General features: G+C 66.4%; 23 protein-coding genes. 2 read left to right on the top strand and 21 right to left on the bottom strand.

Features of this window, described 5'->3' with window-relative positions; all coding sequences use genetic code 11:
• Positions 1-69: 69 nt before the first annotated feature.
• The 11 genes from AC1DZT_RS04095 to AC1DZT_RS04045 form a co-directional block, all read right to left on the bottom strand.
• On the bottom strand, positions 70-1,476 hold the full coding sequence (locus AC1DZT_RS04095; RefSeq protein ID WP_478005324.1) for an FAD/NAD(P)-binding protein: 1,407 nt from the start codon (positions 1,474-1,476) through the stop codon (positions 70-72).
• Positions 1,473-2,636: an FMNH2-dependent alkanesulfonate monooxygenase gene (gene ssuD / locus AC1DZT_RS04090; RefSeq protein ID WP_478005323.1), complete on the bottom strand. Its 1,164-nt coding sequence runs from the start codon at positions 2,634-2,636 to the stop codon at positions 1,473-1,475. Before ssuD ends, AC1DZT_RS04095 begins: the two co-directional genes overlap by 4 nt.
• Position 2,637: 1 nt before the next feature.
• Positions 2,638-3,873 carry an SfnB family sulfur acquisition oxidoreductase gene (locus AC1DZT_RS04085; protein ID WP_478005322.1) on the bottom strand — a complete coding sequence of 412 codons (1,236 nt, stop codon included), beginning with the start codon at positions 3,871-3,873 and terminating at the stop codon, positions 2,638-2,640.
• A 1-nt stretch (position 3,874) separates the two neighbouring features.
• The gene (locus tag AC1DZT_RS04080) at positions 3,875-4,642 is read right to left on the bottom strand and encodes an ABC transporter ATP-binding protein (protein WP_478005321.1); all 768 of its coding nucleotides are present in this window, start codon (positions 4,640-4,642) and stop codon (positions 3,875-3,877) included.
• A 63-nt stretch (positions 4,643-4,705) separates the two neighbouring features.
• Entirely contained in the window at positions 4,706-6,031 is a 1,326-nt protein-coding gene (locus AC1DZT_RS04075) for an ABC transporter substrate-binding protein (RefSeq protein ID WP_478005320.1), read from the bottom strand.
• 24 nt (positions 6,032-6,055) lie between these two features.
• Positions 6,056-7,084: a branched-chain amino acid ABC transporter permease gene (locus AC1DZT_RS04070; protein WP_478005319.1), complete on the bottom strand. Its 1,029-nt coding sequence runs from the start codon at positions 7,082-7,084 to the stop codon at positions 6,056-6,058.
• On the bottom strand, positions 7,084-7,980 hold the full coding sequence (locus AC1DZT_RS04065; protein ID WP_478005318.1) for a branched-chain amino acid ABC transporter permease: 897 nt from the start codon (positions 7,978-7,980) through the stop codon (positions 7,084-7,086). Before AC1DZT_RS04065 ends, AC1DZT_RS04070 begins: the two co-directional genes overlap by 1 nt.
• Positions 7,980-8,855 (bottom strand): ABC transporter ATP-binding protein, encoded by an 876-nt coding sequence (locus AC1DZT_RS04060; protein WP_478005317.1) that lies wholly within the window; start codon positions 8,853-8,855, stop codon positions 7,980-7,982. The genes AC1DZT_RS04065 and AC1DZT_RS04060 overlap by 1 nt, the downstream gene beginning before the upstream one ends.
• Positions 8,856-8,889: 34 nt before the next feature.
• The gene (gene sfnG / locus AC1DZT_RS04055; protein WP_478005316.1) at positions 8,890-9,978 is read right to left on the bottom strand and encodes a dimethylsulfone monooxygenase SfnG; all 1,089 of its coding nucleotides are present in this window, start codon (positions 9,976-9,978) and stop codon (positions 8,890-8,892) included.
• A gap of 13 nt (positions 9,979-9,991) precedes the next feature.
• Positions 9,992-10,552 (bottom strand): FMN reductase, encoded by a 561-nt coding sequence (gene msuE, locus AC1DZT_RS04050; RefSeq protein WP_478005315.1) that lies wholly within the window; start codon positions 10,550-10,552, stop codon positions 9,992-9,994.
• 202 nt (positions 10,553-10,754) lie between these two features.
• The gene (locus AC1DZT_RS04045) at positions 10,755-11,822 is read right to left on the bottom strand and encodes a P1 family peptidase (protein ID WP_478005314.1); all 1,068 of its coding nucleotides are present in this window, start codon (positions 11,820-11,822) and stop codon (positions 10,755-10,757) included.
• Positions 11,823-11,968: 146 nt separating this feature from the next.
• Between AC1DZT_RS04045 and AC1DZT_RS04040 the strand changes: the two genes are divergently transcribed.
• Together AC1DZT_RS04040 and AC1DZT_RS04035 are read left to right on the top strand one after the other, a co-directional pair.
• Entirely contained in the window at positions 11,969-12,757 is a 789-nt protein-coding gene (locus AC1DZT_RS04040) for a gamma-glutamyl-gamma-aminobutyrate hydrolase family protein (protein ID WP_478005313.1), read from the top strand.
• A 63-nt stretch (positions 12,758-12,820) separates the two neighbouring features.
• Entirely contained in the window at positions 12,821-13,507 is a 687-nt protein-coding gene (locus AC1DZT_RS04035) for a D-lyxose/D-mannose family sugar isomerase (RefSeq protein ID WP_478005312.1), read from the top strand.
• Positions 13,508-13,679: 172 nt separating this feature from the next.
• Here the strand turns inward: AC1DZT_RS04035 and AC1DZT_RS04030 are convergent, their stop codons facing one another.
• From AC1DZT_RS04030 to alr, 10 genes are all read right to left on the bottom strand, one after another.
• A complete protein-coding gene (locus tag AC1DZT_RS04030) occupies positions 13,680-14,360 on the bottom strand; it encodes an SDR family NAD(P)-dependent oxidoreductase (protein ID WP_478005311.1) in 681 nt (226 codons plus the stop codon).
• 336 nt (positions 14,361-14,696) lie between these two features.
• Positions 14,697-15,260, bottom strand: coding sequence for a DUF2199 domain-containing protein (locus AC1DZT_RS04025; RefSeq protein ID WP_478005310.1), 564 nt, complete (start codon positions 15,258-15,260; stop codon positions 14,697-14,699).
• On the bottom strand, positions 15,257-16,720 hold the full coding sequence (purF, locus tag AC1DZT_RS04020) for an amidophosphoribosyltransferase (protein WP_478005309.1): 1,464 nt from the start codon (positions 16,718-16,720) through the stop codon (positions 15,257-15,259). Before purF ends, AC1DZT_RS04025 begins: the two co-directional genes overlap by 4 nt.
• 103 nt (positions 16,721-16,823) lie before the next feature.
• Positions 16,824-17,441 carry a CvpA family protein gene (locus AC1DZT_RS04015; protein WP_478005308.1) on the bottom strand — a complete coding sequence of 206 codons (618 nt, stop codon included), beginning with the start codon at positions 17,439-17,441 and terminating at the stop codon, positions 16,824-16,826.
• A gap of 72 nt (positions 17,442-17,513) precedes the next feature.
• A complete protein-coding gene (radA, locus tag AC1DZT_RS04010; RefSeq protein ID WP_478005307.1) occupies positions 17,514-18,872 on the bottom strand; it encodes a DNA repair protein RadA in 1,359 nt (452 codons plus the stop codon).
• Positions 18,873-18,902: 30 nt separating this feature from the next.
• On the bottom strand, positions 18,903-19,331 hold the full coding sequence (locus tag AC1DZT_RS04005) for a paraquat-inducible protein A (protein ID WP_478005511.1): 429 nt from the start codon (positions 19,329-19,331) through the stop codon (positions 18,903-18,905).
• Between the two features lie 141 nt (positions 19,332-19,472).
• Positions 19,473-19,844 (bottom strand): hypothetical protein, encoded by a 372-nt coding sequence (locus tag AC1DZT_RS04000; RefSeq protein ID WP_478005306.1) that lies wholly within the window; start codon positions 19,842-19,844, stop codon positions 19,473-19,475.
• Between the two features lie 48 nt (positions 19,845-19,892).
• Positions 19,893-20,654, bottom strand: a complete 762-nt coding sequence (locus AC1DZT_RS03995; RefSeq protein ID WP_478005305.1) for an ABC transporter ATP-binding protein — start codon at positions 20,652-20,654, stop codon at positions 19,893-19,895.
• Positions 20,651-21,478, bottom strand: a complete 828-nt coding sequence (locus AC1DZT_RS03990) for an MlaE family ABC transporter permease (protein ID WP_478005304.1) — start codon at positions 21,476-21,478, stop codon at positions 20,651-20,653. The genes AC1DZT_RS03995 and AC1DZT_RS03990 overlap by 4 nt, the downstream gene beginning before the upstream one ends.
• Complete coding sequence (gene alr, locus AC1DZT_RS03985) at positions 21,475-22,524, bottom strand: alanine racemase (protein ID WP_478005303.1); 1,050 nt, start codon at positions 22,522-22,524, stop codon at positions 21,475-21,477. The genes AC1DZT_RS03990 and alr overlap by 4 nt, the downstream gene beginning before the upstream one ends.
• Between the last annotated feature and the right edge of the window lie 40 nt (positions 22,525-22,564).

Genomic DNA, 22,564 nt, shown 5'->3' with positions numbered 1-22,564 from the left:
CGCACAGGGTCCTGCCTCCTCCGCCTCCTTGCTTTCCCGGCCATGCGGCACCGCGCCCCGCAGCGCGGTCTATTCCGCCGCGGCAAGGCTTGGGCGGCGCAGGATGCGGGAAGCCAACTCGCGGGCGATATGTTCGGCCCAGGTGATCACCTCGGGCACGCCCATCAGCTCGCCCACCGTGCCGCGGGCCAGGGGGCCGGCGATCAGGATGCTGCCATCGGGCTGGCCCCGGGTCGGGATGGCATGGCCAAGGGGCGAGGTGTGCAGGCCAAGGCCCAGGGGGTCGGGCGCCAGCAGCCCCAGGGCGGCAAGATCGGCGAGCACCGGCGTCGCCTCGATCACCCGGCCATGCGCCGGGCCGGTGGCGAGGATGACCCGGTCCGCCGTGACGGGAAAGCTGATCCGGCTGTGACGTTCCACCACGCGCAGCTCGACCGGCGCACCGCGGCGCAGCCTCGTGATCCGGGCGGCGAGGTGGACGAGGCGGCCCTGCCGCTCCAGCCGCAGGCGCGCCTCTTCGGTCTGGGGCGCCACGCGAAAGCGGTGGACATCCCAGAGCGCGCGCAGATGGCGCAGGAAGCGCCGCCGCTCGGCCAAGGGCAGGGCGGCCCAGATCGCCGGGCCCTGCGCGCGCAGGCGGTCGAAGACGGCATGCCAGGTCAGGCCCTGCGCCGCATCCGCCTGCACCGCCCGGCGCACTTGTTGCAGAAGCTGCAGGGCGGTGCGGGATGGCGCTTGGGCGAAATCGGCCGAGGTTTCGGCCTGGGACGGCCCATGCGGGCGCGAGCGCCAGCCGTGGCGCGACAGGGCGGTGATCTGGCCCCGATGGCCCCGCGCGCTCAAGGTCGCCAGAACATCGGCCGAGGTCAGGCCATTGCCGATGATCACCAGTCGTTCCTCCGGCCCGATCCCCGCCAGCGCGCCGGGTGCCAGGGGATCGGCGATCAGGGCAGGGTCGCCGGACAGCGCGGCCAGTTCGCGCGGCAGCGCGGGCTTGGGGTGGCTTGCGGCCAGAACCAGCGCATCGGCGCGCAGGGTCGTGCCATCCGACAGGCGCAGATCATAGGCGCCGCGCCGCGCCACCCCCGTCACCGCCGCCCGCAGATGCCGCAGCTGACCGGAGGCCAGAAGCGGCGCCAGCTGGGCCGCCACATAGGTGCCAAAGACGGCGCGCGGGGCAAAGATCTCGCCATTCAGCCGGGCCGCGCCGGGCGGCAGGGGCGGCGCCTTGGGTGCGGCCAGCCAGCACCGGAAATGGTCCATCCGGTCGCTCCGCAGGCTCATCTTGTGGTCGGGCACGTTCAGGCGGTGGTCGGGATCGGCGGCGGAATAGGCGAGGCCCCGGCCCAGTTCCGCGCGCGGTTCGATCACCACGAGGTCCACCGCACCCGGCGGCAGCAGGGCGGCGAGGTGATAGGCCACCGCCGCCCCCGAGAGGCCGCCGCCGATCACGGCAAGGGTCGGGACCCCGCTCATTGCGCGGCCTGCAGCTTGGGCTTGTGATCGCCCGCGACCGTCTCGCCGAAGGGGCCCATGTTCACCTGCAGATCGCGGCGCGGGATCGGGTGGTTCAGCGGCAGCAGCGGCAGGACCTGCTCGCCAAAGCTGTAAGCCTCTTCCAGATGCGGGTAGCCCGAGAAGATGAAGCTGTCGATGCCGATGCGGCGGTATTCGTCGATCCGCTCGGCCACCGTGGCGGGGTCGCCGACCAGCGCCGTCCCCGCCCCACCGCGGACGAGGCCGACCCCGGCCCAGAGGTTGGGGCTGATCTCCAGCCTGTCGCGGCGGCCACCATGCAGCGCGCTCATCCTTGCCTGACCGACCGAGTCCATCCGGGCGAAGACCTTTTGCGTCTCGGCGATGGTCTGGTCATCGAGGCGCGAGATCAGGCGGTTGGCGGCGGCCCAGGCCTCGGCCGTGGTCTCGCGCACGATGACATGGAGGCGGATGCCGAAGCTGACCTCTCGCCCCTCGCGTTCGGCATGGGCGCGCATGGTGGCGATCTTTTCGGCCACCAGCGCCGGGGGCTCACCCCAGGTCAGGTATTTGTCGACATGTTTGGCCGCGACGCGGAAGCCTGCTTCGGAGGAGCCGCCAAAATAGAGGTCGGGATAGGGTTTTTGCACCGTGGGATAAAGCACCCGGCCTTCGGCGATGTCGAAATGCTTGCCCTTGTGGTTGACCGTCTCGCCGCGCAGGAGGGCGCGGTAGATGCCGAGAAATTCCTCCGTGATCTCATAGCGTTCGGCATGGGGCAGGTTGATCCCGTCGCCGCGGTTCTCGGCCGGGTCGCCCCCGGTCACCACGTTGATCAAAAGCCTGCCGTTGGAGATGCGGTCCAGCGTGGCCGTCATCCTTGCGGCCAGCGTCGGCGATTGCAACCCGGGGCGGACGGCGACGAGGAACCGCAGCCTTTCGGTCTGCGGCGCCAGGGCCGAGGCCACGACCCAGCTGTCCTCGCAGCTTCTGCCGGTGGGGAGCAGCGCACCGTAGAAGCCGAGGCTGTCAGCAGCCTTGGCCACTTGCGTCAGATAGGCCAGATCGACCTGGCGCCCGCCCTCCGAAGTGCCGAGGTAGCGGCTTTCGCCATGGGTGGGGATGAACCACAGGACGTTGATCTTGCTGGGAATAGTCATGTCAGCTCCACGCGTGGAAGGGGGGATTGACCCCGTTCAGGTAATAATTGCCAAGGATCGCGTATTTCCAGCGCACCGGGTCGTGCAGCGTATGGGTGCGGGCGTTGCGCCAGTGGCGGTCGAGGTTGTGCTCGCCGAGGGTTGACCGCGTGCCGGCCAGTTCGAACAGCTTGTTGGTGGCGAGGATCGCGATTTCGGTCGACAGGACCTTGGCCTCTGCCGTCGCGATCTGCGCCTTGGCCACGCTTTCGGCGGTGGGCCGGGCCACCGCCTCGTCGATCGCAAGGCTTGCGAGGTCCAGAAGCGCCGCCGCCGCATTGGCGCGCAGTTGCAGATCGCCGAAGGCCTGGATCGTGTAGGGGTCCTGCGACGCGTGATCGAGGCCGGAATCGACCCAAGCCCGGCTGCGGTGCAGGACAAACTCCCGCGTGTCCTTGATCGCGGCGCGGGCGATGCCAAGGTCCACCGCAACCTGGATCACCTGGAAGATCGCGCCATCGGCGGAAGGTTCGGCATAGCCCTTCCAGCCCGGCACCAGATGGGTCTTCGGCACTTTCACATGGTCAAGGATCACCGTGCCGGAGAGGGTGGTGCGCTGCCCGAAGCTCGACCAGTCGTCGATGACGCTGAGGCCCTCGGCCCCGCGGTCGGCGATGGCGTACCAGGCGCGGCCCTGATTATCCAAGGCCACGATCGGCACCAGATGCGCCAGAAGCGCACCCGAGGCATAGAACTTGCGCCCCGTCACCACGACATGGTCGCCGTGGTCGGTGAACTTGGTTTCGAAATCCACCGCGCGCTTCGAGCCAAACTCGGAAAAGGCATTGCCAAAGCGGGTGCCCTTCAGCACCTCGCCAAAGAGAAGCGCCTTCTGCGCCGGGTCCGACACGGTGTTGATCGCGGCCACCACGCCCAGATGGTTCTGCGGCACCTGACCCAGGGACGGGTCGGCCTCTGAGATGATCGCGATGACCCGGTTCAGCGTGACATAGGACAGGCCCGGCCCGCCGTATTCCCTGGGCACGTTGATCGACCAGAGGCCGGATTGCGAGAAGGCGTCAAGCTCCGCCTGCGGCCAGATCCGGCCACGGTCCCGCTCCGAGGCGCCCCTGGCGAAGACTTCGGCGAGTTTGTGGGCGATCTCAATGGCTTCCGCGTCACTCTTGATGTTATGCGCGAAGCCCTCGGGGCGGGCCACCGGCGGGACGGGGGTTTTCGGTGTGTCATGGATGGTCATGTCAGATCCTTTCCAGGTCCTGGGTTTGATTGCCGCCGAGGTACAGCGCGCGGATGTCGGCGCGGGCGGCGAGGTCGAAGGCGGGGCCTGCCAGCGCCGAGCGGCCATTTTCGATGACCGTGGCGTGGTGGGCATGTTTCAGCGCGATCGCGGCGTTCTGTTCGGCCAGAAGAAGGGTCAGCCCGGTCTCGCGGTTCAGCCGGGCCAGCGCCTCGAAGATCTCGGCCACGACGAGGGGCGCGAGGCCCATCGAGGGTTCGTCCAGAAGGAAGACCTCGGGCCGCGCCATCAGGCCGCGCCCGATGGCGGCCATCTGCTGCTCGCCCCCCGAGGTGAGGCCGGCGAGCGACCGGCGGCGCAGCTTCAGCCGGGGGAAGAGGTCGTACACCTGCTCCAGCCCCTGGGCGATCTGCGCCCGGTCCAGACCGCGCCCGATGGCGCCGGTGGTGAGGTTCTCTTCCACCGTGAGGGATTTGAAACAGCGCCGCCCCTCCAGCACCGGCACCAACCCGTTGCGGATGTGCTCTGCCGGGCTGTCGGAGGTGACATCGCGGCCCTTGAAGGTGATCTGGCCCGCCGTCACCCGGCCACGCTCGGCCGGCAGAAGGTTGGAGGCGGCTTTCAGAAGCGTGGTCTTGCCCGCGCCATTGGCGCCGAGGAGGGCCACGATCTCGCCCTTGCGGACCTCAAGGCTCACGCCATGCAGCGCCTTGATGGCACCGTTATACGCGGCAGAGACCGCTTCGAATGCGAGGATGACCTGGGACATGTTCTTCTTCCGGTTCGGGGGAAGGCGGCCCCGGATCGGGGCCGGCCTGATCTTTTGGTGGGCTTACTGGGTGACCTTGTCGGCCTCTTCCGCGGTGCGGATCGGCAGGCCCTTTTCCTTGGCATAGGCCTCGGACGACTTTTCGATGATCGGCCGCAACAGCGCCCAATCCGGGGCGATCCAGTCGGAGACGACCTTCCACTTCTGGCCATCCCACTGCTGGAAGGTGACGTAACCGTCGCCCTCGTGGTTGTCGTAGGTCACGTTGATCGAGTGGAAGAGGTTCTCGGCCCCCAGAGCCTTGACCCGGGCCGGGTCGAGCTGCAGGTGTTCGAAGCCCCAGCGCACCTCGTCCCCGGTCAGGGTCCGGTGGCCGAACTTCTCCTGCGCGATGCGGATGGCTTCGACGTTCAGGATGCCGTTGACGATGCCTAGGTTGTGGTAGACCGAGCCGATGCGGCTTTTGTCCTCGAGGTTGCCCTTGCCGGCGTCATAGACCGTCTTGATGATGTCCTGCAGCACCGGATACTGGTTGCCCGAGGCCTGGGTGGTGATGGCAGTATAGCCGATCGCCGCATCGCCCGCGGGGCGCACGTCCTCTTCCGAGTTCGACCAGACGTTGCCCACGATATGATCCGCCGGGAAGCCGTTGCGCTGCGCCGTGGTCAGGGCCACCGGGTTCATCACGCCCCAGCCGCGCAGCACGACCCAATCGGGCCGCTCGCGCCGGATCTGCAGCCATTGCGCGCTTTGCTCGTTGCCGGGATGCGGCACCTCGATCTGGTCCAGCGTGAAGCCGTATTTCGCGGCCAGAAGCTCGTAGATCGGGATGGTTTCCTTGCCATAGGGCGAGCCGTGGTAGAGGACGACGATCTTCTTGCCCTTCAGGCCTTCCAGCCCGCCTTCCTTGCCCGCGATGTAGTTGATGATGCCCGAGGTTTCCGAATAGGGGTTCAAAAGGAGCGGGAAGACGTAGGGGAAGACCCGGCCATCGGTCGTGTCGGTGCGGCCGTGGTTGATGGTGATGAGCGGGGTCTTGTCCGCCGTCACCCCGTCGATCATCGCATAGGCGATGCCCACCGACAGCGGGTTCCAGGCGGCGGTGTCGGCATGGCTCTTCTGGCGCTGATAGCATTCGACGCCCTTTTCCACCGCATATTCCGTCTCGCATTCATCCCAGGTCAGCTTGACGCCATTGACCCCGCCATCGCGGATGTTGATCAGGTTCAGATAGTCGATGAAGCCGCCGAAAAAGCCGGTGCCGCCTGCCGCATAGGGACCGACGCGGTAGGATTGCAGGGGGAAATACTGCTCATCCGCCCGGGCGGAAGCCGCCGACAGAAGGCCGAAGGCCAGGGCCGCCGCGGTGACACGTTTCAGGAAAGACATGATAACTCCACAGGTTGGATAGGGTCAGGCCCGCCGCAAGGCCCGGGTGAGGCGGTCGAGGATCGCCGACAGACCCTCGGGCTCTGCGATGAGGAAGATCAGGATGAGGACGCCCAGCACGATCCGCTGGATCAGCTCCTGCATGCCGCTGTCGATGACGCCGCCAAGGACCAGGCCACCAAGGCGCGACAGAAGCAGCGGGAAGACGACGATCAGCCCGGCACCGAGGAAGGCGCCGCGGATCGTGGCCAGCCCGCCGATGATGATGATGAAAAGCACGTCGAAGGACCGGTCGAGGTCGAAGCCCGCAGGCTCCACCGTGCGCAGATAGGCAAAGGCCCAGAGCACCCCCGCCAGACCGATGATCGCCGAGGACAGGGCAAAGGCCACCAGTTTCGTCCGCAGCACCGGCACGCCGATCACGCGGGCGGCGGTCTCGTTGTCGCGGATCGCGATCAGATCGGCGCCAAACGGCCCTTGGGTCAGCGCCCAGGCGAGAAGGGTGACCAGGCTGACCGTGGTCAGGGCCAGAAGATAGCGCCCCTCGGTCCCGTCCAGGCTGATCCCGAAGAGATTGAGCGCCGGGGCCGAGATGATGCCGGAAGGGTTGTAATTGGAAAACCAGCCGAACTTGGTCAGCGCCCATTGCACGAAGAACTGCGCGGCAAGCGTTGAAACCGCAAGATAAAAGCCGCGCAGGCGCAGGCTCGGCAGGCCAAAGACCAGGCCCAGGGCCGCAGCCGTCCCCGCCGCCAGCAGCATCGTGACCGGCAGGGGCAGGTAAGGCAGGCGCAGGGTGAAGTTATAGGCCGCAAAGGCCCCCACCGCCATGAAAGCCGCCGAGCCGAGCGAGACCTGGCCGCCAAATCCGGTCAGAAGGTTCAGCCCGACCCCGGCGAGGGAGAGGGCCAGGAAGGGCAAGAGGATCGCCTCGATCACATAGGGCGAGGCGAAGCGCGGCACGATCAGGTAGGCGAGGGCCAGCACGGCGATCAGCGGCAGGTGGCGGGTCAGCTGCAGCGGTGCGGCCTCGGTTTCGGCAAGATGCGACATCAGAACCGCTCCACCAGTTTCTGGCCAAACAGGCCCTGCGGACGCACCAGCAGCACCAGAAGCGCCACGGCATAGGCAAACCAGCCCTCGATCCCGCCGCCGACGAAGGGGCCAAGATAGACCTCGGCCAGCTTCTCGGAGGCGCCGATCAGAAGCCCCGCCACGATGGCGCCGAGGACCGAGTCGAACCCGCCCAGCACCAGAACCGGCAAGGCTTTCAACACGATGAGCGAGAGGGAGAATTGCACCCCCAGCCGCGCGCCCCACAAAAGCCCCGCCACCAGCGCCACGATCCCGGCAGCGGCCCAGACCGTGGCCCAGATCCGGTCCAGCCGCAGCCCGACCGCCAGCGCGGCAAACTGGTCATCGGCCACGGCGCGGAAGGCGAGGCCGGTGCGGGTCCAGCGGAAGAAGCCCGTAAGCCCCGCCACCAGCGCCGCCGCAATCCCCGCCGCCACCAGATCGAAGGTGGAGATGAAGACGCCCCCCACCTCGAACGGCGCGTTGGAGATGCCAAGATCCAGCCGGTGCACCCCGGTGCCCCAGATCAGCTGCGCCGCCCCCTCGATCACATAGGACAGGCCCAGCGTCGCCATGAACAGCGTCATCGGCGCGCGGTTGGCAAGGGGGCGCAGCACCGTGCGTTCGATGGCAAAGCCGAGGGCCGTCATGATCGCGATGGTCACGCCCAGGGCCAGCGCGAAGTTCACGCCCCGCTCCACCAGGCTGACGAAGGTCAGGGCCGCGAAAAGGACCATGGCCCCTTGCGCGAAGTTGAGTACGCCCGAGGTCTTGTAGATCAGCACAAAGCCAATTGCGACAAGGGCATACATGACGCCGGACAGAAGCCCGCCCAGCGTCACCTCGACGGCGAAGAGAAAATCGAGCCAGTCCATCAGGCGGCCACCCCGCCGGCTTCGGCACCCAGATAGGCGCGGATCACATCGGGGTCGCGCTGCACCTCGGCCGGGGTGCCGTCGGCGATCTTGACGCCGTGGTCCAGCACGGCCACCCGGTCGGACAGGCCCATGACGACGCCGATGTCATGTTCGATCAGCACCACCGCAAGGCCGGACCGGTCGCGCGCGGCGCGGATATGGCCGGCCATCTCGGCCTTCTCGCTGGCGGTCATCCCGGCCATCGGCTCGTCCAGCAGCAGAAGGCGCGGGGTTGCCACCAAAGCGCGGGCCAGTTCGACGCGCTTTTGTACGCCGTAAGGCAGGGTCGCCACCAGCTGGCCCAGATGCGGCAGAAGGTCCAGATCGGCGGCCACTTCGGCGACGCGCTCCGCCACATCCGCGGCCTCGGCTCTTGCCCGGGGCAGGCGCAGCACCTGGGCCAGAAGGCCGCTCTGCCGCTGAAAGGTCAAGCCGGCGGCGATATTGGCCGCGACCGTCAGCCCGGGGAAGAGGGCGAGGTTCTGGAAGGTCCGCGCCACGCCCAGGGGGGCGAGGTCCTGCGGCCGCACATGGGAAAAGGCCTTGGCGCCGATCACCAGGCTGCCGGCATCCGCCGGATAGAGCCCGGAGATCACGTTCAGGACCGAGGATTTCCCCGCCCCGTTCGGCCCGATCACCGCCCGGATCTCGCCCGGGGCGACGTGGAAGGAGACATGGCGCAAAGCGCGGATGCCGCCGAATGACAGGCTGATCCCGCTCATCGCCAGCGCCGTGCCCGTCATCGCCATCGGATGGGGGGGAGCATAGGCGGCCGCGATGGCCGCCTCCCTCGGGGTGGCCGAAGCCGCCGTGCGCAAAGTCACGCCCGTCATTCTCGTCTTCCTTCGATGGTGGGTGAGGGGCGGCCTATTCGGCCGCGACCGCCTGTGCGCGCGAAGCTTCCAGCTCGCGGACCAGCGGAATGACGTGACGCCCGAAGAATTCGACCTCTTCCTGGAAGTGCAGGAAGCCCAGAAGGATCAGGTCGGCCCCGGCGTCCTTCAGGGCAAGGATGCGTTCGGCGATCTGCTGCGGCGTGCCGATCAGGTTGGACTTGAAGCCGTCGTTGTACTGGACAAGATCGGCAAAGCTGGACTTCGCCCAGTTGCCTTCGCCTTCGGGGCTGGATTTGCCGGCGTTCTTGACCTCATGGGCAAAGCCCTGGACGGCTTCGGGATTGGCCTTGGCCACGATCTCGTCCACCACGGCGCGGGCCTCGGATTCGGTCGGCCTTGCGATGGCAAAGGCGTTGATGCCGACCTTGACGTGGCGCCCCTCGGCCTTGGCCTTGCTGCGGATGTCATCGACCTGGGCCGCCAGACCTTCCGGCGTGTTGCCATTGGTGAAATACCAGTCCGACACCCGCGCCGCCATGTCGCGCGCCGCCCGGCTGGAGCCGCCCTGGAAGATCTCGGGTTGCGGATCGACCGGCTTCGGCTTCATCGTGTAATTGGTGAAGCGGTAGAAATCGCCCTTGAAGGTGAAATCGTCCTGGCCCCAGATGCCGCGCAGGGCGCGGATGAACTCTTCCGAGCGGCGGTAGCGTTCGTCATGGTCGAGCCAGGGCTCGCCGATGGCGTGGAACTCGCCCCGGAACCAGCCCGAGACGACGTTGATCGCGATGCGGCCCTTGCTGAGGACCGAGATCGTGGCGATCTGCTTGGCGGCCAGCGCCGGGTTCCAGGGGCCAGGCAGCAGCGCCGCGATGACTTTCAGCTTTTGGGTCGCCTGCAACAGGGCCTGGCTGAAGGACACCGGCTCATGCTGACTGTCCGCGCCATAGCCCGCGGTAAAGCGGATCTGGCTCAAGGCATAGTCAAAGCCCGCAGCCTCGGCGATCTGCGCCAGCTTGACGTTGTAATCGAGGCTCCAGTCCGTGCGCTGCTCGATGTCGGAGATCACGAGGCCGCCCGAGACATTGGGCACCCAATAGGCGAATTTGACGGGTTCGGTCATGATGGGCTCCTGCTTATTCGGCCGCTTCGGCGACGCGGAGGTGTTGCGGGAAAAGGGGATGGAACTGCGCCACGGCGCGGGTCAGCCGGGCGAGGGCGGCGGGGCTGGTAAGCCGGCCCTCCTCGAAATCCTTGTCCGAGACATGGACGGCGGTGGCGAGGCTTTGCGCCTCGAAGAAAGCGAACAGCGGGCGCAGCTGGTGTTCGACGGCAAGGGCGTGCTTTTCGCCCCCGCCGGTGGCCGCGATCAGCACCGGCTTGCCCTGCAGGGCGGTCGGGTCGAGAAGGTCGATCAGATGCTTGAAGAGGCCGGGGTAAGAGCCCTTGTAGATCGGCGTGGCCACGACCAGCGCATCCGCCGCCACGATGCGGCCCAGAAGCTCCTTACCCCGCGCATCCAGATCGTCCAGACGCCGCGCGCGGCCAAGCTGGTCGCCAAAGTCATTGACTTCAATGACTTCCACCGCGACATTCAACCGCGTTGCGGCGATGGCCAGCGCGGTTTCCACCAGTTTTCGGGTCTTGGACGGGGCAGAAATGTTGCCGGACAGGCCGATCAGGGAGAGGTGTGGCATCATGCGCTCCAAATATCTACTTAGTTGGTAGAGATTTACGCCTATTAGCCCTGTCGGTCCATTTCAAAGATTTCGCCCAAGCGACGAGAATATTCTGCGCCGGGACGGCGGGGCGAAATTCCCCGGCCTTTTGCGCAAGCTGCCGCCACCGCCTGCGGGCGGTGACACCGGGCGCCGGGAGACTCACCGGTAGAAGGCGGGATCAGGCCTGGAACAGGGCGGCCAGCCTTGCGCTGTCGATGCCGGGCACGATGAGGCCCTTGGGCTTGACCGCGGCCACATCGACGCCCGCCACGATCGCATTGACCACGGCCTCCTCCACCGCCTCGACGGCGGCGAGGTAGAGGGGATCGAGGATCTCGTTGTTCAGCTCGACCTTGGTCAGCAGCGGCCAGGCGGCTTGGGGCATCGGCCCGGCATTGGCGGTCGAAAAGGCGAGGAAGATATCACCCGAGGAATTGCCCGCCGGCGTGCCGCCCCGTGCGACGCCCATGCTGGCGCGGCGCGCCAGATGGCGCAGCGACAGGGCCGACAGCGGCGCATCGGTGGCGATGACCACGATGATCGAGCCTTGTTCCTTGTCGCGAAAGGCGCCCTCGGGCATCAGCCTGCCCACCGGCTTGCCCAGCACCTGGAACCAGTCGCGCCGCCCGTGGTTGGCCTGAACCAGCGCGCCGAGGGTGAAGCCTTGCCCGCCGAGGGTCACCCGGCGCGAGGCGGTGCCGGTGCCGGCCTTGAACTCGTAGGCGATCATCCCGTTGCCGCCGCCCGAGGAACCCTCCTCCACCAGGCCGCCCTTTGCCGCGCGGATGGCGGCCCTGACGTGGTCGGGCGTCACATGCAGCGCGTTGATGTCGTTGAGGATGCCATCATAGGTCTCGCCCACCACGGGCATGGCCCAGGAATGCGCGGTCTCGAACCAGGCGGCGTAAGTCTCGATCATCCATTCGGTCACGCCGTGGTGGACGGCGCCGACGCCATGGGTGTTGGTGATGCAGACCGGGCCGATGAAATAGCCGGCATCGTTGATCCAGTGGGTGCCCGTCATCTCGCCATTGCCGTTGAGCGTGAACTGCCCGGCCCAGACCGGCTGAGGCACGCCATGCTCGCTGCGCGGCAGGATCGCGGTGACCCCAGTCCGCATCGCCTTGGCCGGATCGGTCAGGGTGCAGAAGCCGACCTTGACCCCCGGCACATCGGTGATCGCGTTGAAGGCCCCGGTCTGGCCGGGAAAGGGCAGGCCAAGGTCGCGGGCGCGGGGTTTGGGCATGGGCAGGGTCCTTATTTCAGGCAATGCGCCCAGATTGGCAGCAGCCCGCTGCACCGATCAAGTCATCTTGAGGCATTAGTGCGATTTCAAGGCTTTCCCCTGCAGAATTGCGGGCCTAGTATGAAGCAAATCCGCAAAACATGATCATGACACGCCTCACATCCCACAGACCCGTCATCGGCATCATCGGAAACCTTTTCTCGATCAATGACCGTTATCCGGCGCATACCGCAGGCACGATGAACTCCTGTGCCGTGGCGCATGTGGCGGGGGGGATGCCGCTGATCATTCCGGCGGACCCGAACCTCGTCTCGGTCGAGGAACTGCTCGAGGCCTGCGACGGCTTCCTGCTGACCGGCGGGCGGCCCAATGTCCACCCCAGCGAATATGGCGAGGATGAGACCCCGGCCCATGGCGCCTTCGACCGCGCCCGCGATGCGATCACCCTGCCGCTGGTGCGGGCCTGCGTGGCGCGCGGCCAGCCCTTCCTCGGCATCTGCCGCGGCTTTCAGGAGATCAACGTGGCACTCGGCGGCTCGCTCCACCCCGAGATCCGCGAGATCCCGGGCCGGATGAACCACCGGATGCCGCCCGATGCCAAGCTGGAAGAACAATTCGCCCCGCGCCATGCGGTGCGCTTCACCGAGGGCGGGGTCTTCGCCCGCCTGATGGGCGCGCCCGAGGTGATGACGAACACGCTGCACGGCCAGGGCATCCAGCGCGCGGCCGAGCGGATCGTGATCGACGGCTGGGCCCCGGACGGCACGCCCGAGGCGACCTATGTCAAGGACGCGCCCGGCTTCACGCTGGCGGTGCAATGGCACCCGGAATGGAACGCCGCCGATGACCCGGTGTCGCGCCCGCTCTTCACGGCCTTCGGTCAGGCCGCCCGCGCCTGGGCCGAAGCCCGCCGCCCCCTGCGGCTGAGCGCCTGATCCGCCCCTTGTTGGCCCAGCGACTCTCGCTATAGTCGCGGCCAAACCATTGGGGAGGACGAGATGAAACGCTCACGCGTCAACGAGATCATGGCGGCGGCGGATGAGATGATCCGCCACTACGGCTTTGTCCTGCCGCCCTTCGCCAATTGGTCGCCCGGGGAGTTCAAGGCCAATGCCGCGCGCGCGCGGCGGGTGATCGAGGGGCGCTGCGGCTGGGATATCACCGATTACGGCGAGGGCCGGTTTGACCAGATGGGTCTCTTCCTCTTCACCCTGCGCAATGGCGAACTGGCCGACCTGCAACGCGGCGGCGGCATGTGCTATGCCGAGAAGCTCTTGATCTCGCGGCAGGATCAGCTCTCGCCGATGCACACCCATGTCATCAAGGCCGAGGATATCATCAACCGCGGCGGGGCCACGCTGGTCGTGGAGCTCTACGGCTCGGACGACAAGGGCAACTGGGCCGAGGACCGCGGCGGCCTCGTGCGCTGCGACGGGATCGACGTGCCCTATGCGCCAGGCCAGAAGCTGAAACTCGCCCCGGGCGAGAGCGTCACGCTGAAGCCGGGCGACTGGCATGCCTTCTGGGGCGAGGGTGGCGATGTGCTGATCGGCGAGGTCTCGACGGTGAACGATGATGTCACCGACAACATCTTCCGCGAGCCGATCGGCCGCTTTGCCAAGATCGAGGAAGACGTGGCGCCGACCCATCTTCTGGTCAGCGATTACGAGGACTGGCTGAAGTAGCGCAAAAAGGGGCTTTGCCCCTCGGCCCTGCGGGCCTCACCCCAGGATATTTTCGTCTGGATGAAGACACTTGGCGCGCACTCCTGATCTCGGGGGCGCGCCTTCTTGCCATTCATCCAGATCAAAATATCCCCGCCGGAGGCTTCCGCAGCAGGTGCAGGGGCGGGCGGGGTCAGGCCTTGGGGAGCATCTCGCGCAGGATGCGGTCGGCTTCGGCCGCGGGGGCGGCCAAGGGTTTGCGGTCTTCGCCAGGGAAGAAACGGCCGCGGGTGGCGGTGGGCATCGGGCGTGGCGAGGCGATGACGACGCGGGGGCCGATGCGCTGGGTCTCGGCCTGCCAGCTGGAGGCCAGCGCGATCTGCGCGGCCTTGGAGGCGCCATAGGCGCCGAAGAACTTCTGCCCGGCGCGCGGGTCATCGAAGAAGAGCGCGGTGCCCTGACCGGCCTTGAGCAGGGGTTCGACCAAGGGGATCAGCTGGCCCGTGGCGCGGATATTGGTGGCCAGCGCCTTTTCCCAATCCTTGACGGCGAGCGAGCCTGCGGGCGACAGCGGCGTGGCATGGATCGCCGCATGGACCCAGAGGTCCAGCTTGCCCCAGCGCTGGTGGATCGACAGGCAGAGATGCTGCATCGCATCGTCCTGGCAGATGTCCATCGGTGCCAGCGTCACCCCGCCAGCCCCCGGCAGACCCAGCGCCTTGACCCGGTCGTCGAGATCCTCGAGCCCGCCCACCGTGCGCGCCACCGCCACCACCTGCCAGCCCCGCGCCGCCAGCTGCTCGGCAAAGGCCGCACCAAGACCGCGCGAGGCTCCGGTGACGAGAGCCACCTTGGGGGCGATGTTCTGGGTCATAGAGGGCTCCGGTCAGACGAGGCGCAAGGCGGGGCCCGGCGCAGGGGAAAAGACGCAAGGTCTGAACACCCCGCACCCTTCTGAATTATGTGAGCGGGACTGAAAGGGCAAGGCGAGGTCAGCGTCCGGTGATGGCGATTTCGGCGCGGCGAACGAGGATAAAGGCCGTGGTCAGAGATTCGGGCAAAGGATGGGCGGGAATGAAACGGCGCTGCCCCCGATGTCGAGATCCTTGGCCCCCTCGGGGAATTGACCGATGGTGTGTGGGCGTAGGCTCACGCGCAGGTCAGCTGGCAAGGCGAAGCGACAAGCGGCGACCGCGAGCTTGCAGACATCTCAATGTCGCATCAGGGGCTGGTGGCCCATGAATTCCAAAACCCCGCGCAGATCCGCTGGAGCCAATCCGTCGGACTGAAGGATGCCAAGTGGAGTGTCTTGCTTCGCGCTCAGGATGGGTCTTTGGCGCCTTGGTCGTGGTTCCATCATGCAGGGGGTGAGGTTGCGATCTAGAGGCGTTCTGTTCGCGAGCCAGCTGAACATGGGATCAAGGCCAAAGCCGCCGGTTTCGTCGAACATATCGACGTAAAGTTGGAAATTCGCCGGGGAAAGCGAGCCCCAGACCCCGATATGAAAAGTCTCTTCGCGCCCTTTCAGGGGGAATTCCATAACGCAGCGCACAAAACAGTCTGTGGAGATGCGGCAGAAATCTTCCGTCAGAACATCGCCATCAGTGAACAGGATCGCGCCGTTCGGTTGGATCGGAACGGAAAGATCACAGGGACCGGGCCGGTCGAAGGCCCATGACAGCAAAAGCTGTCCTGGCACGCCACAGCAGGGGCAGATCAATGATGCGTCGAAAATCCACTCCAGACCTGTCCAGTCTGGAGTGTCCGCCCTCACTCCGCTGCCTTCATCTCGAATCCCTCGTCGATCTTGTCGGAGGGGATGATCGGATATTCGCCCGAGAAGCAGGCGTCGCAGTATTTCGGTGCCTTGGGATCGCGGCCATTGACCTCGCCTGCGGCACGGTAAAGCCCATCGAGTGTCACGAATTTCAGGCTGTCCACCCCGATCCAGTCGCGCATCTCGTCTTCCGACATGGTGGCGGCCAGAAGTTTCGAGCGTTCCGGCGTGTCGACCCCGTAGAAGCAGGGCCAGGCCGTCGGCGGGCTCGCGATGCGGAAGTGGACCTCGGCCGCACCGGCCTCAAGGATCATGTCCTTGATCTTGCGCGAGGTGGTGCCGCGCACCACGGAATCGTCGACGAGGATGACCCTCTTGCCGCGGATCAGCGCCCGGTTCACGTTCAGCTTCAACCGCACGCCCATGTTGCGGATGCTTTCCGACGGCTCGATGAAGGTCCGGCCCATGTACTGGTTGCGGATGATCCCCATCGCAAAGGGGATGCCCGATTCCTGGCTGTAGCCGATCGCCGCCGGGGTGCCGCTGTCGGGCACCGGGCAGACGAGGTCGGCCTCGACCGGGGCCTCGCGCGCCAGTTCAACGCCGATCTGGCGGCGGGTCTCATAGACCGAGCGACCGCCGAGGATGGAATCGGGGCGCGAGAAATAGACATGTTCGAAGATGCAGAAGCGCGAGGCCGGGGCGCCGAAGGGCCGCGAGGAGGTGATCTTGCCATCCTCGATCACCACCATCTCGCCCGGCTCGATCTCGCGCACGAACTCGGCGCCGATGATGTCCAGACCGCAGGTTTCCGAGGACAGGGCCCAGGCGCTGTCACCCAGACGGCCCAGAACCAGCGGGCGCACGCCCAAGGCATCGCGTACGCCGATCAGCTTGGTGCGGGTCATGGCGACGACCGAGAAGGCCCCTTCGACGCGGCGCAGCGCGTCCTTCATCCGCTCGGGGATGGTCTTCTGGATCGAGCGCGCCATCAGGTGGATGATGCATTCCGAATCCGAGGAAGACTGGAAGATCGAGCCGCGCTCGATCAGTTCCTTGCGCAGGGCGGCGGCATTGGTCAGGTTGCCGTTATGGGCAATGGCCGCGCCGCCCATCGAGAACTCGCCGAAGAAAGGCTGCACGTCGCGGATCGCGGTGGCGCCTTTCGACCCGGCGGTGGAATAGCGCACATGCCCGATGGCCAGGGGCCCGGGCAGGGTGTTCATCACATCGGCCTTGGTGAAATTGTCGCGGACATAGCCGAAGCGGCGGGCCGAGTTGAAGCCCGAGCCCGGATCATGGCTGACGATGCCGCCCGCCTCTTGCCCGCGATGCTGCAGGGCGTGCAGGCCGAGCGCCACGAAGTTCGAAGCGTCCCCCACCCCGATCACGCCAAAGACGCCGCATTCTTCCTTCAGTTTGTCGTCGTCAAAAGGGTTGGCCAGGTGACGTTGCATGGTTCCTCCGGGGGGCGGGTGAATCTGCGCGTGGTTTAGGACTTTGCGGGCGAGAAGTCACGCTCGTAATGGAGGCATTTGCCGCATTGCGGCATTGCACAGATCAGTTGCTCGGGGTGGTTGAAGAATCCCCCGTGGTACCAGTGGCGGTGGGATCGACCGGCGTGCCGCCCACGGTCGGGCAGGTCGCGGTCAGGGTGTTGTAGCGGTCGACCACCATGTTCAGCATATTGTCGGGCAGGGCGGACTGGATGCCATCCTTGAAGCTGGCATAGACCTTGGCCGCGCGCGACTTGTCGACCATGTCGATCGACTGGTGAGCCATGTCATAGATCAGGAAGGCCGCCGCCACCAGTGCGATGCCGCGCACCGCACCGAAGAGAAAGCCGATGCCCTGGTCGATCCCGCCGAGGAAGGACCGCTGCACCACCGAGGAGAACAGCGGCGTGAAGAGCGAGGCGATGATCAGGCCCACCGCAAAGACCAGGGCAAAGGCGGTGATGATCGACAATTCGCAATTCTCGCCGATGACCTTGTTGATCACCGGGATTTCCTTGACCAGGGGCTGGGCAGAGGCCGCGAAGAGATAGGCCAGCACCGCCGCCCCGACCCAGCCTGCGATGGCCAGCGCCTCGCGAACAAAGCCGCGCGAATAGGCGAGGATCGCCGACAGCACGATCACACCGGCCACGACGCCATCGACTAGGGTAAATCCGTTCATCACTCTCTCCCGCGCCATGCGTGGCGCCGCTTGACCTGCGCCGTTCAACCCGCGCCTTATACCCGGCGCCTTTTAACCCGCCCCGAACATTTCGCCCACGAAAGCCGTCAGGTCCGGCATCTCGCGCAGCGTGATTCCGCTTGCCTGGGTATACTTTGACAGACGCGGGGCCACGGCCTGTGTGAAACCAAGTTTCGAGGCTTCTTTCAACCGGTTTTCCGTCTGACCCACCGGGCGGAGCGCGCCCGACAGGCTGATCTCGCCGAAAAGCACCATGTCTGGCGGAATTGCCACATCCTCGCGCGCGGAAAGGATCGCGCCTGCCACGGCGAGATCGGCGGCAGGCTCGTTGACCCGCAGCCCGCCTGCGACATTGAGAAAGACATCGAGCCCGGCGAAGGAGATGCCGACCCGCGCCTCGAGCACGGCGAGGATGGTGGAAAGCCTGCCGCCGTCGATGCCGACCACCGTCCGGCGCGGCGTGCCGAGGGTGGAGGGCGCCACAAGCGCCTGAATCTCGGTCAGAACCGGCCGCGTGCCCTCGATCCCGGCGAAGACGGCAGAGCCGGGGGTGGCCTTCTCGCGGTCGGACAGGAACAGGGCCGAGGGGTTGGTGACCTCGGACAGGCCACCGCCGGTCATCTCGAAGACGCCGATCTCGTCCGCCGGGCCGAAGCGGTTCTTGACCGCGCGCAGGATGCGGAACTGGTGGCCACGCTCGCCCTCGAAATAGAGGACGGTGTCGACCATGTGTTCGACAACGCGGGGGCCGGCGATCTGGCCATCCTTGGTGACATGGCCGACCAGCACGATCGAGACGCCGCGCTTCTTGGCGAAGGTCACCAGCTCATGCGCCGCCGCCCGGACCTGGCTGACCGAGCCGGGGGCGCTTTCGATGGAATCGAGCCACATGGTCTGGATCGAATCGATCACCGCCAGATGCGGGCGTTCGCGGTCCAGTGTGGTCAGGATGTCGCGCAGGTTGGTCTCGGCCCCAAGTTGCACCTTGGCGTCCTGCAGCCCAAGCCGCTGCGCCCGCATCTGCACCTGCGCCGCCGCCTCCTCGCCCGAGACATACATACATTTGAGGCCGGAGCGCGCGAAAGCCGCCGTGGCCTGCAACAGAAGGGTGGATTTGCCGATCCCCGGATCGCCGCCGACCAGAATGGCCGAGGCCGGCACCAGCCCGCCGCCCAGCACGCGGTCCAGCTCGCCCAGGCCCGAGGCGGCGCGGGGCGGCGCTTCGGCTTGGGTGGCAAGATCGGTCAGGGGGATGGTGCGGCCCTTGGCGACGGGGCCCTTCGGTCCGGCAGAAAGCGGGGATTCCTCGACCAGCGTGTTCCATGCCATGCAGGCATCGCACTGGCCGTTCCATTTCTTGTGGCTCGCGCCGCAGGCCGTGCAGGTGAAACTATGGGTCGCTTTGCTCATGTCCCTTGATGCTATGAAAGCGGGGCCGCATCAAGCCTTGGTGGGACGCGTACCCCATGACAGCGCGATCTGGCCCAGAACGCAGAAGGTGAAAAGCCAGAGGCCCCAGGCGACCTCCACCGTGGCATGGCCGATGCCCTTGGCGAGCACGATGTAGAGGGCGGCCAGAAAGATATCCGCCATGGCGAGCTTTCCCAGCAGGTGCAGGACCGGCATGACCCGCCCCGACAGCAGCCCGAACTGCACCAGCGCCAGCAGGATCGTCTTGGCATAGGGCGCAAAGACCGCGAGGAAGGTCACCAGCAGCGCCAACACCGCGTCCGAGGCCCAGAGCGATTGCAGCCCCGAGATGACCGAAATCTCCGTCATGCCGAAGATCGGCAGCAAAGCCGCCCGCATCAGCGGCGCGAACCACGCGATGGGGTAGAGGATCAGGAGAGCCAGATTGGCGTATTTCATGGAATTGAGGGTGGCGGCAGGCTGGTTCGGGGTCAAGGTGCGCGGGAGTCTCCGGCGGAGATATTCAGAGAAAGGTGATATTGGCAGGGGGATATGGCTTGGCGAAAGCCGTCCCCGCACTGCCGCGGTGGCGTCGTCTGGTCAGTTTATGAAGCCAAACCGATAGATGGCTATAACCTGTAGCATCATCATCATCCATGCACCTGCGAGGAGGGCGCCGCCAATGGATCGTGCGAGATAGGTAACGCGGAGGATCGCCCAAAGGACGATAAAGCCTGCAGAAAGCGACACCGCTGCGGTGAACAGGGTAATCCAGGCATGCGTTTTGGGGAAGAACCCCAGAAAGGTATCCAGCGTCAAATAGAGGAAGTAAGCCGCATAGGTCGGTACAAAAGATCCGAAGCGGAGTGAGCGGTATTCGAACCTGAGAAGGGCCGGCCACTTGCCAACCGTCGCCAACGGGGCCTTGTACGCGGCCCAAATGGCCACGGCGAATGGCAGCCAGATCCCCATGGTCCATTCCAGCAGACTGCCCAATCAATCATACCCAAAAAGCTTCGGTTAACGCACCGATTCAATCGGGCCTTCGGCGCGGCCGTGGATGAACTGTTGCAGGTAAGGGTCTGGCGCCGTGTCCATTTCCGCCACGGGACCCGTCCAGCGGATCAGCCCGTCATGCAGCATCGCCACCCGGTCGGCGATGGCGCGGACCGAGGACATGTCATGGGTGATCGTCATGGCGGTCGCCCCCATCTCCACCACGATCTCGCGGATCAGGGTGTTGATGACGCCGGACATGATCGGGTCAAGCCCGGTGGTCGGCTCGTCGAAGAAGATCACCTCGGGCTCGGCGGCGATGGCACGGGCGAGGCCCACGCGCTTCTGCATGCCGCCCGACAGCTCTGCCGGGTATTGATCGGCGACCGTGGGCTTCAGCCCGACGCGGCGCAGCTTTTCGATGGCCACGGCGCGGGCCTGATCCTTGGGCAGGGCCTTGGCGCCGCGCAGCAGGCGGAAGGCGACATTCTCCCAGACCTTCAGCGAGTCAAAAAGGGCGCCGCCCTGAAACAGCATGCCAAAGCGGGCGAGGAAGGCATCGCGCTCGGCCCCCGACTGGCCCTTGGCGGTGACATCGCGGCCCTCCAGCGTGATGGTGCCGCTGTCGGGCGTCACAAGGCCCAGCACGCATTTCAAGAGCACCGACTTGCCGGTGCCCGAACCGCCGATGATCACCATGCTCTCGCCCTTGGGCAGGGTCAGGTCGACCCCGCGCAACACGCGGTTCTGGCCAAAGGTCTTGTGCACGCCGTTGAGGGTGATCATGAGGAGAAGAACGCCTGTGTCAGCAGGAAGTTGGCGGCCAGGATCAGGATCGAGGCGGCGACGACGGCGGATTTGGTCGCAGCCCCCACGCCCTGCGCGCCCCGGCCCGAGTTCATCCCGAAGTAGCAGCCCATCAGCGCCACGATGAAGCCAAAGACCGCGCCCTTGACGAGGCCGGAGCCGACGTCCCAGAACTCCAGAAAATCGCTGGTGTTTTTGAGGTAAGTGGCGGAGTTGAAGCCAAGCTTGCTGATCCCCACGATCCAGCCGCCCGAAATCCCGATGCTGTCACCCACCGCCACCAGAAGCGGCACGGCGATGGTGGCCGCCAGAACCCGCGGCACGGTCAGGTATTTCATCGGATGGGTGGACAGGGTGACGAGGGCGTCGATCTGCTCGGTCACTTTCATCGTGCCGATCTCGGCCGCGATCGAGGAGGCGACCCGCGCCGCCACCATCAGGCCGCCCAGCACGGGGCCAAGCTCGCGCGCCATGCCGATGGCCACGATCTGCGGCACCACCGCCTCGGCCGAAAAGCGCGAGCCGCCGGCATAGATCTGCAAGGCCAGCGCCCCGCCGGTGAAGAAGGCGGTCAACGCCACGACCGGCAGCGAGAACCAGCCGATCTGCAGCAGGGCCTGACCGAACTCGCGCCAGTAAAACGGCGGGGTGACCAGATGGCGCAGGGTGCTCAAGCCGAACAGCGTCACCCGGCCAAAGGCCGAAAGTGCAGCCAGCACCGGGCGGCCGATCCCGGCCAGGATGCTGCCGAGCAGCTTGCCCGGACCCGTGCCTGCGGTGCCGCTTGCCGGTGTGGTGATCATCGCACGCCCCCCAGATAGCGCCGGTTCAGGCGCGGGGCCATCCGGGTCAACAATTCATACCCGATGGTGCCCGCCACATCGGCCAGCCGGTCCACGCCCTGCTCCGGCCCGATCAGGTCCAGGGCCTCGGGCACATGGGAAAGGTGGGTCACATCCACCGTGATCAGGTCCATCGAGATCCGGCCCACCAAGGGGCAGGGCACATCGCCAGCCCAGAGCGTCGCCTTGGAGGACAGGCTGCGGATGATGCCATCGGCATAGCCGCCCTGCACCGTGGCGATGATCGAGGGGCGATCTGCCGTCCATGTGCAGGAATAGCCCACCGCCTCGCCCGCCGCGACCGGGCGGGTCTGGATCACCGGCAGGGACAGGGCCACGACCGGCGCCGCCCCCTCATAGGGCCGCCCGCCATAAAGGCCGATGCCGGGTCGGGTCAGGTCGAAATGATAGGCGGGGCCAAGCAGGATGCCCCCGGTGGCGGCAAGCGAGCGCGGCACGCCGGTGCCATCGGTCATGGCGTGGAAATTCGCCAGCTGCACCTCGTTCATGGCGTGATCGGGGTCATCGGCGCAGGCGAGGTGCGACATCAGAAGGTCAGGCCCGGCCTCCAGCACGAAGGGGGCGGCGGCCTCCCACTCGGCCTCTTCCATGCCCAGACGGTTCATGCCGGTATCCAGCTGGACGCCGAAGGCATGGCCGTGCAGCGCCTCCAGGTGCCGGGTGACCTGGTCGAGCGAGTTCAGCATTGGCGTCAGGTCATGGTCGCGGATCAGCGCCGTGTCGCCCGCCATGTGACCCGACAGGATATTGATCTGCGGCCCCGGCCCGAGGGCCTTGCGCACAAGGACCCCCTCTTCGGTGGCCGCCACGAAAAAGCGCCGCGCGCCCGCCTTGGCCAGGGTGCGCACCACGGGGGCGACGCCCAGGCCATAGGCATCCGCCTTGACGACTCCGGCGGTTTGCACGCCCGAGGCCGAGGCACGGTCCAGCGCCCGCCAGTTCGCGGCCAGCGCATCGAGGTCGATGGAAAGAGTTGCTACTGCCATGCGGGGGTTTTGACAGGCGGGCGTCTGGGGTCAAGGGGGA

Source organism: Rhodobacter sp. P1_C2, from assembly GCF_056406375.1.
This window is presented reverse-complemented; position numbering and strand designations above follow the sequence as displayed.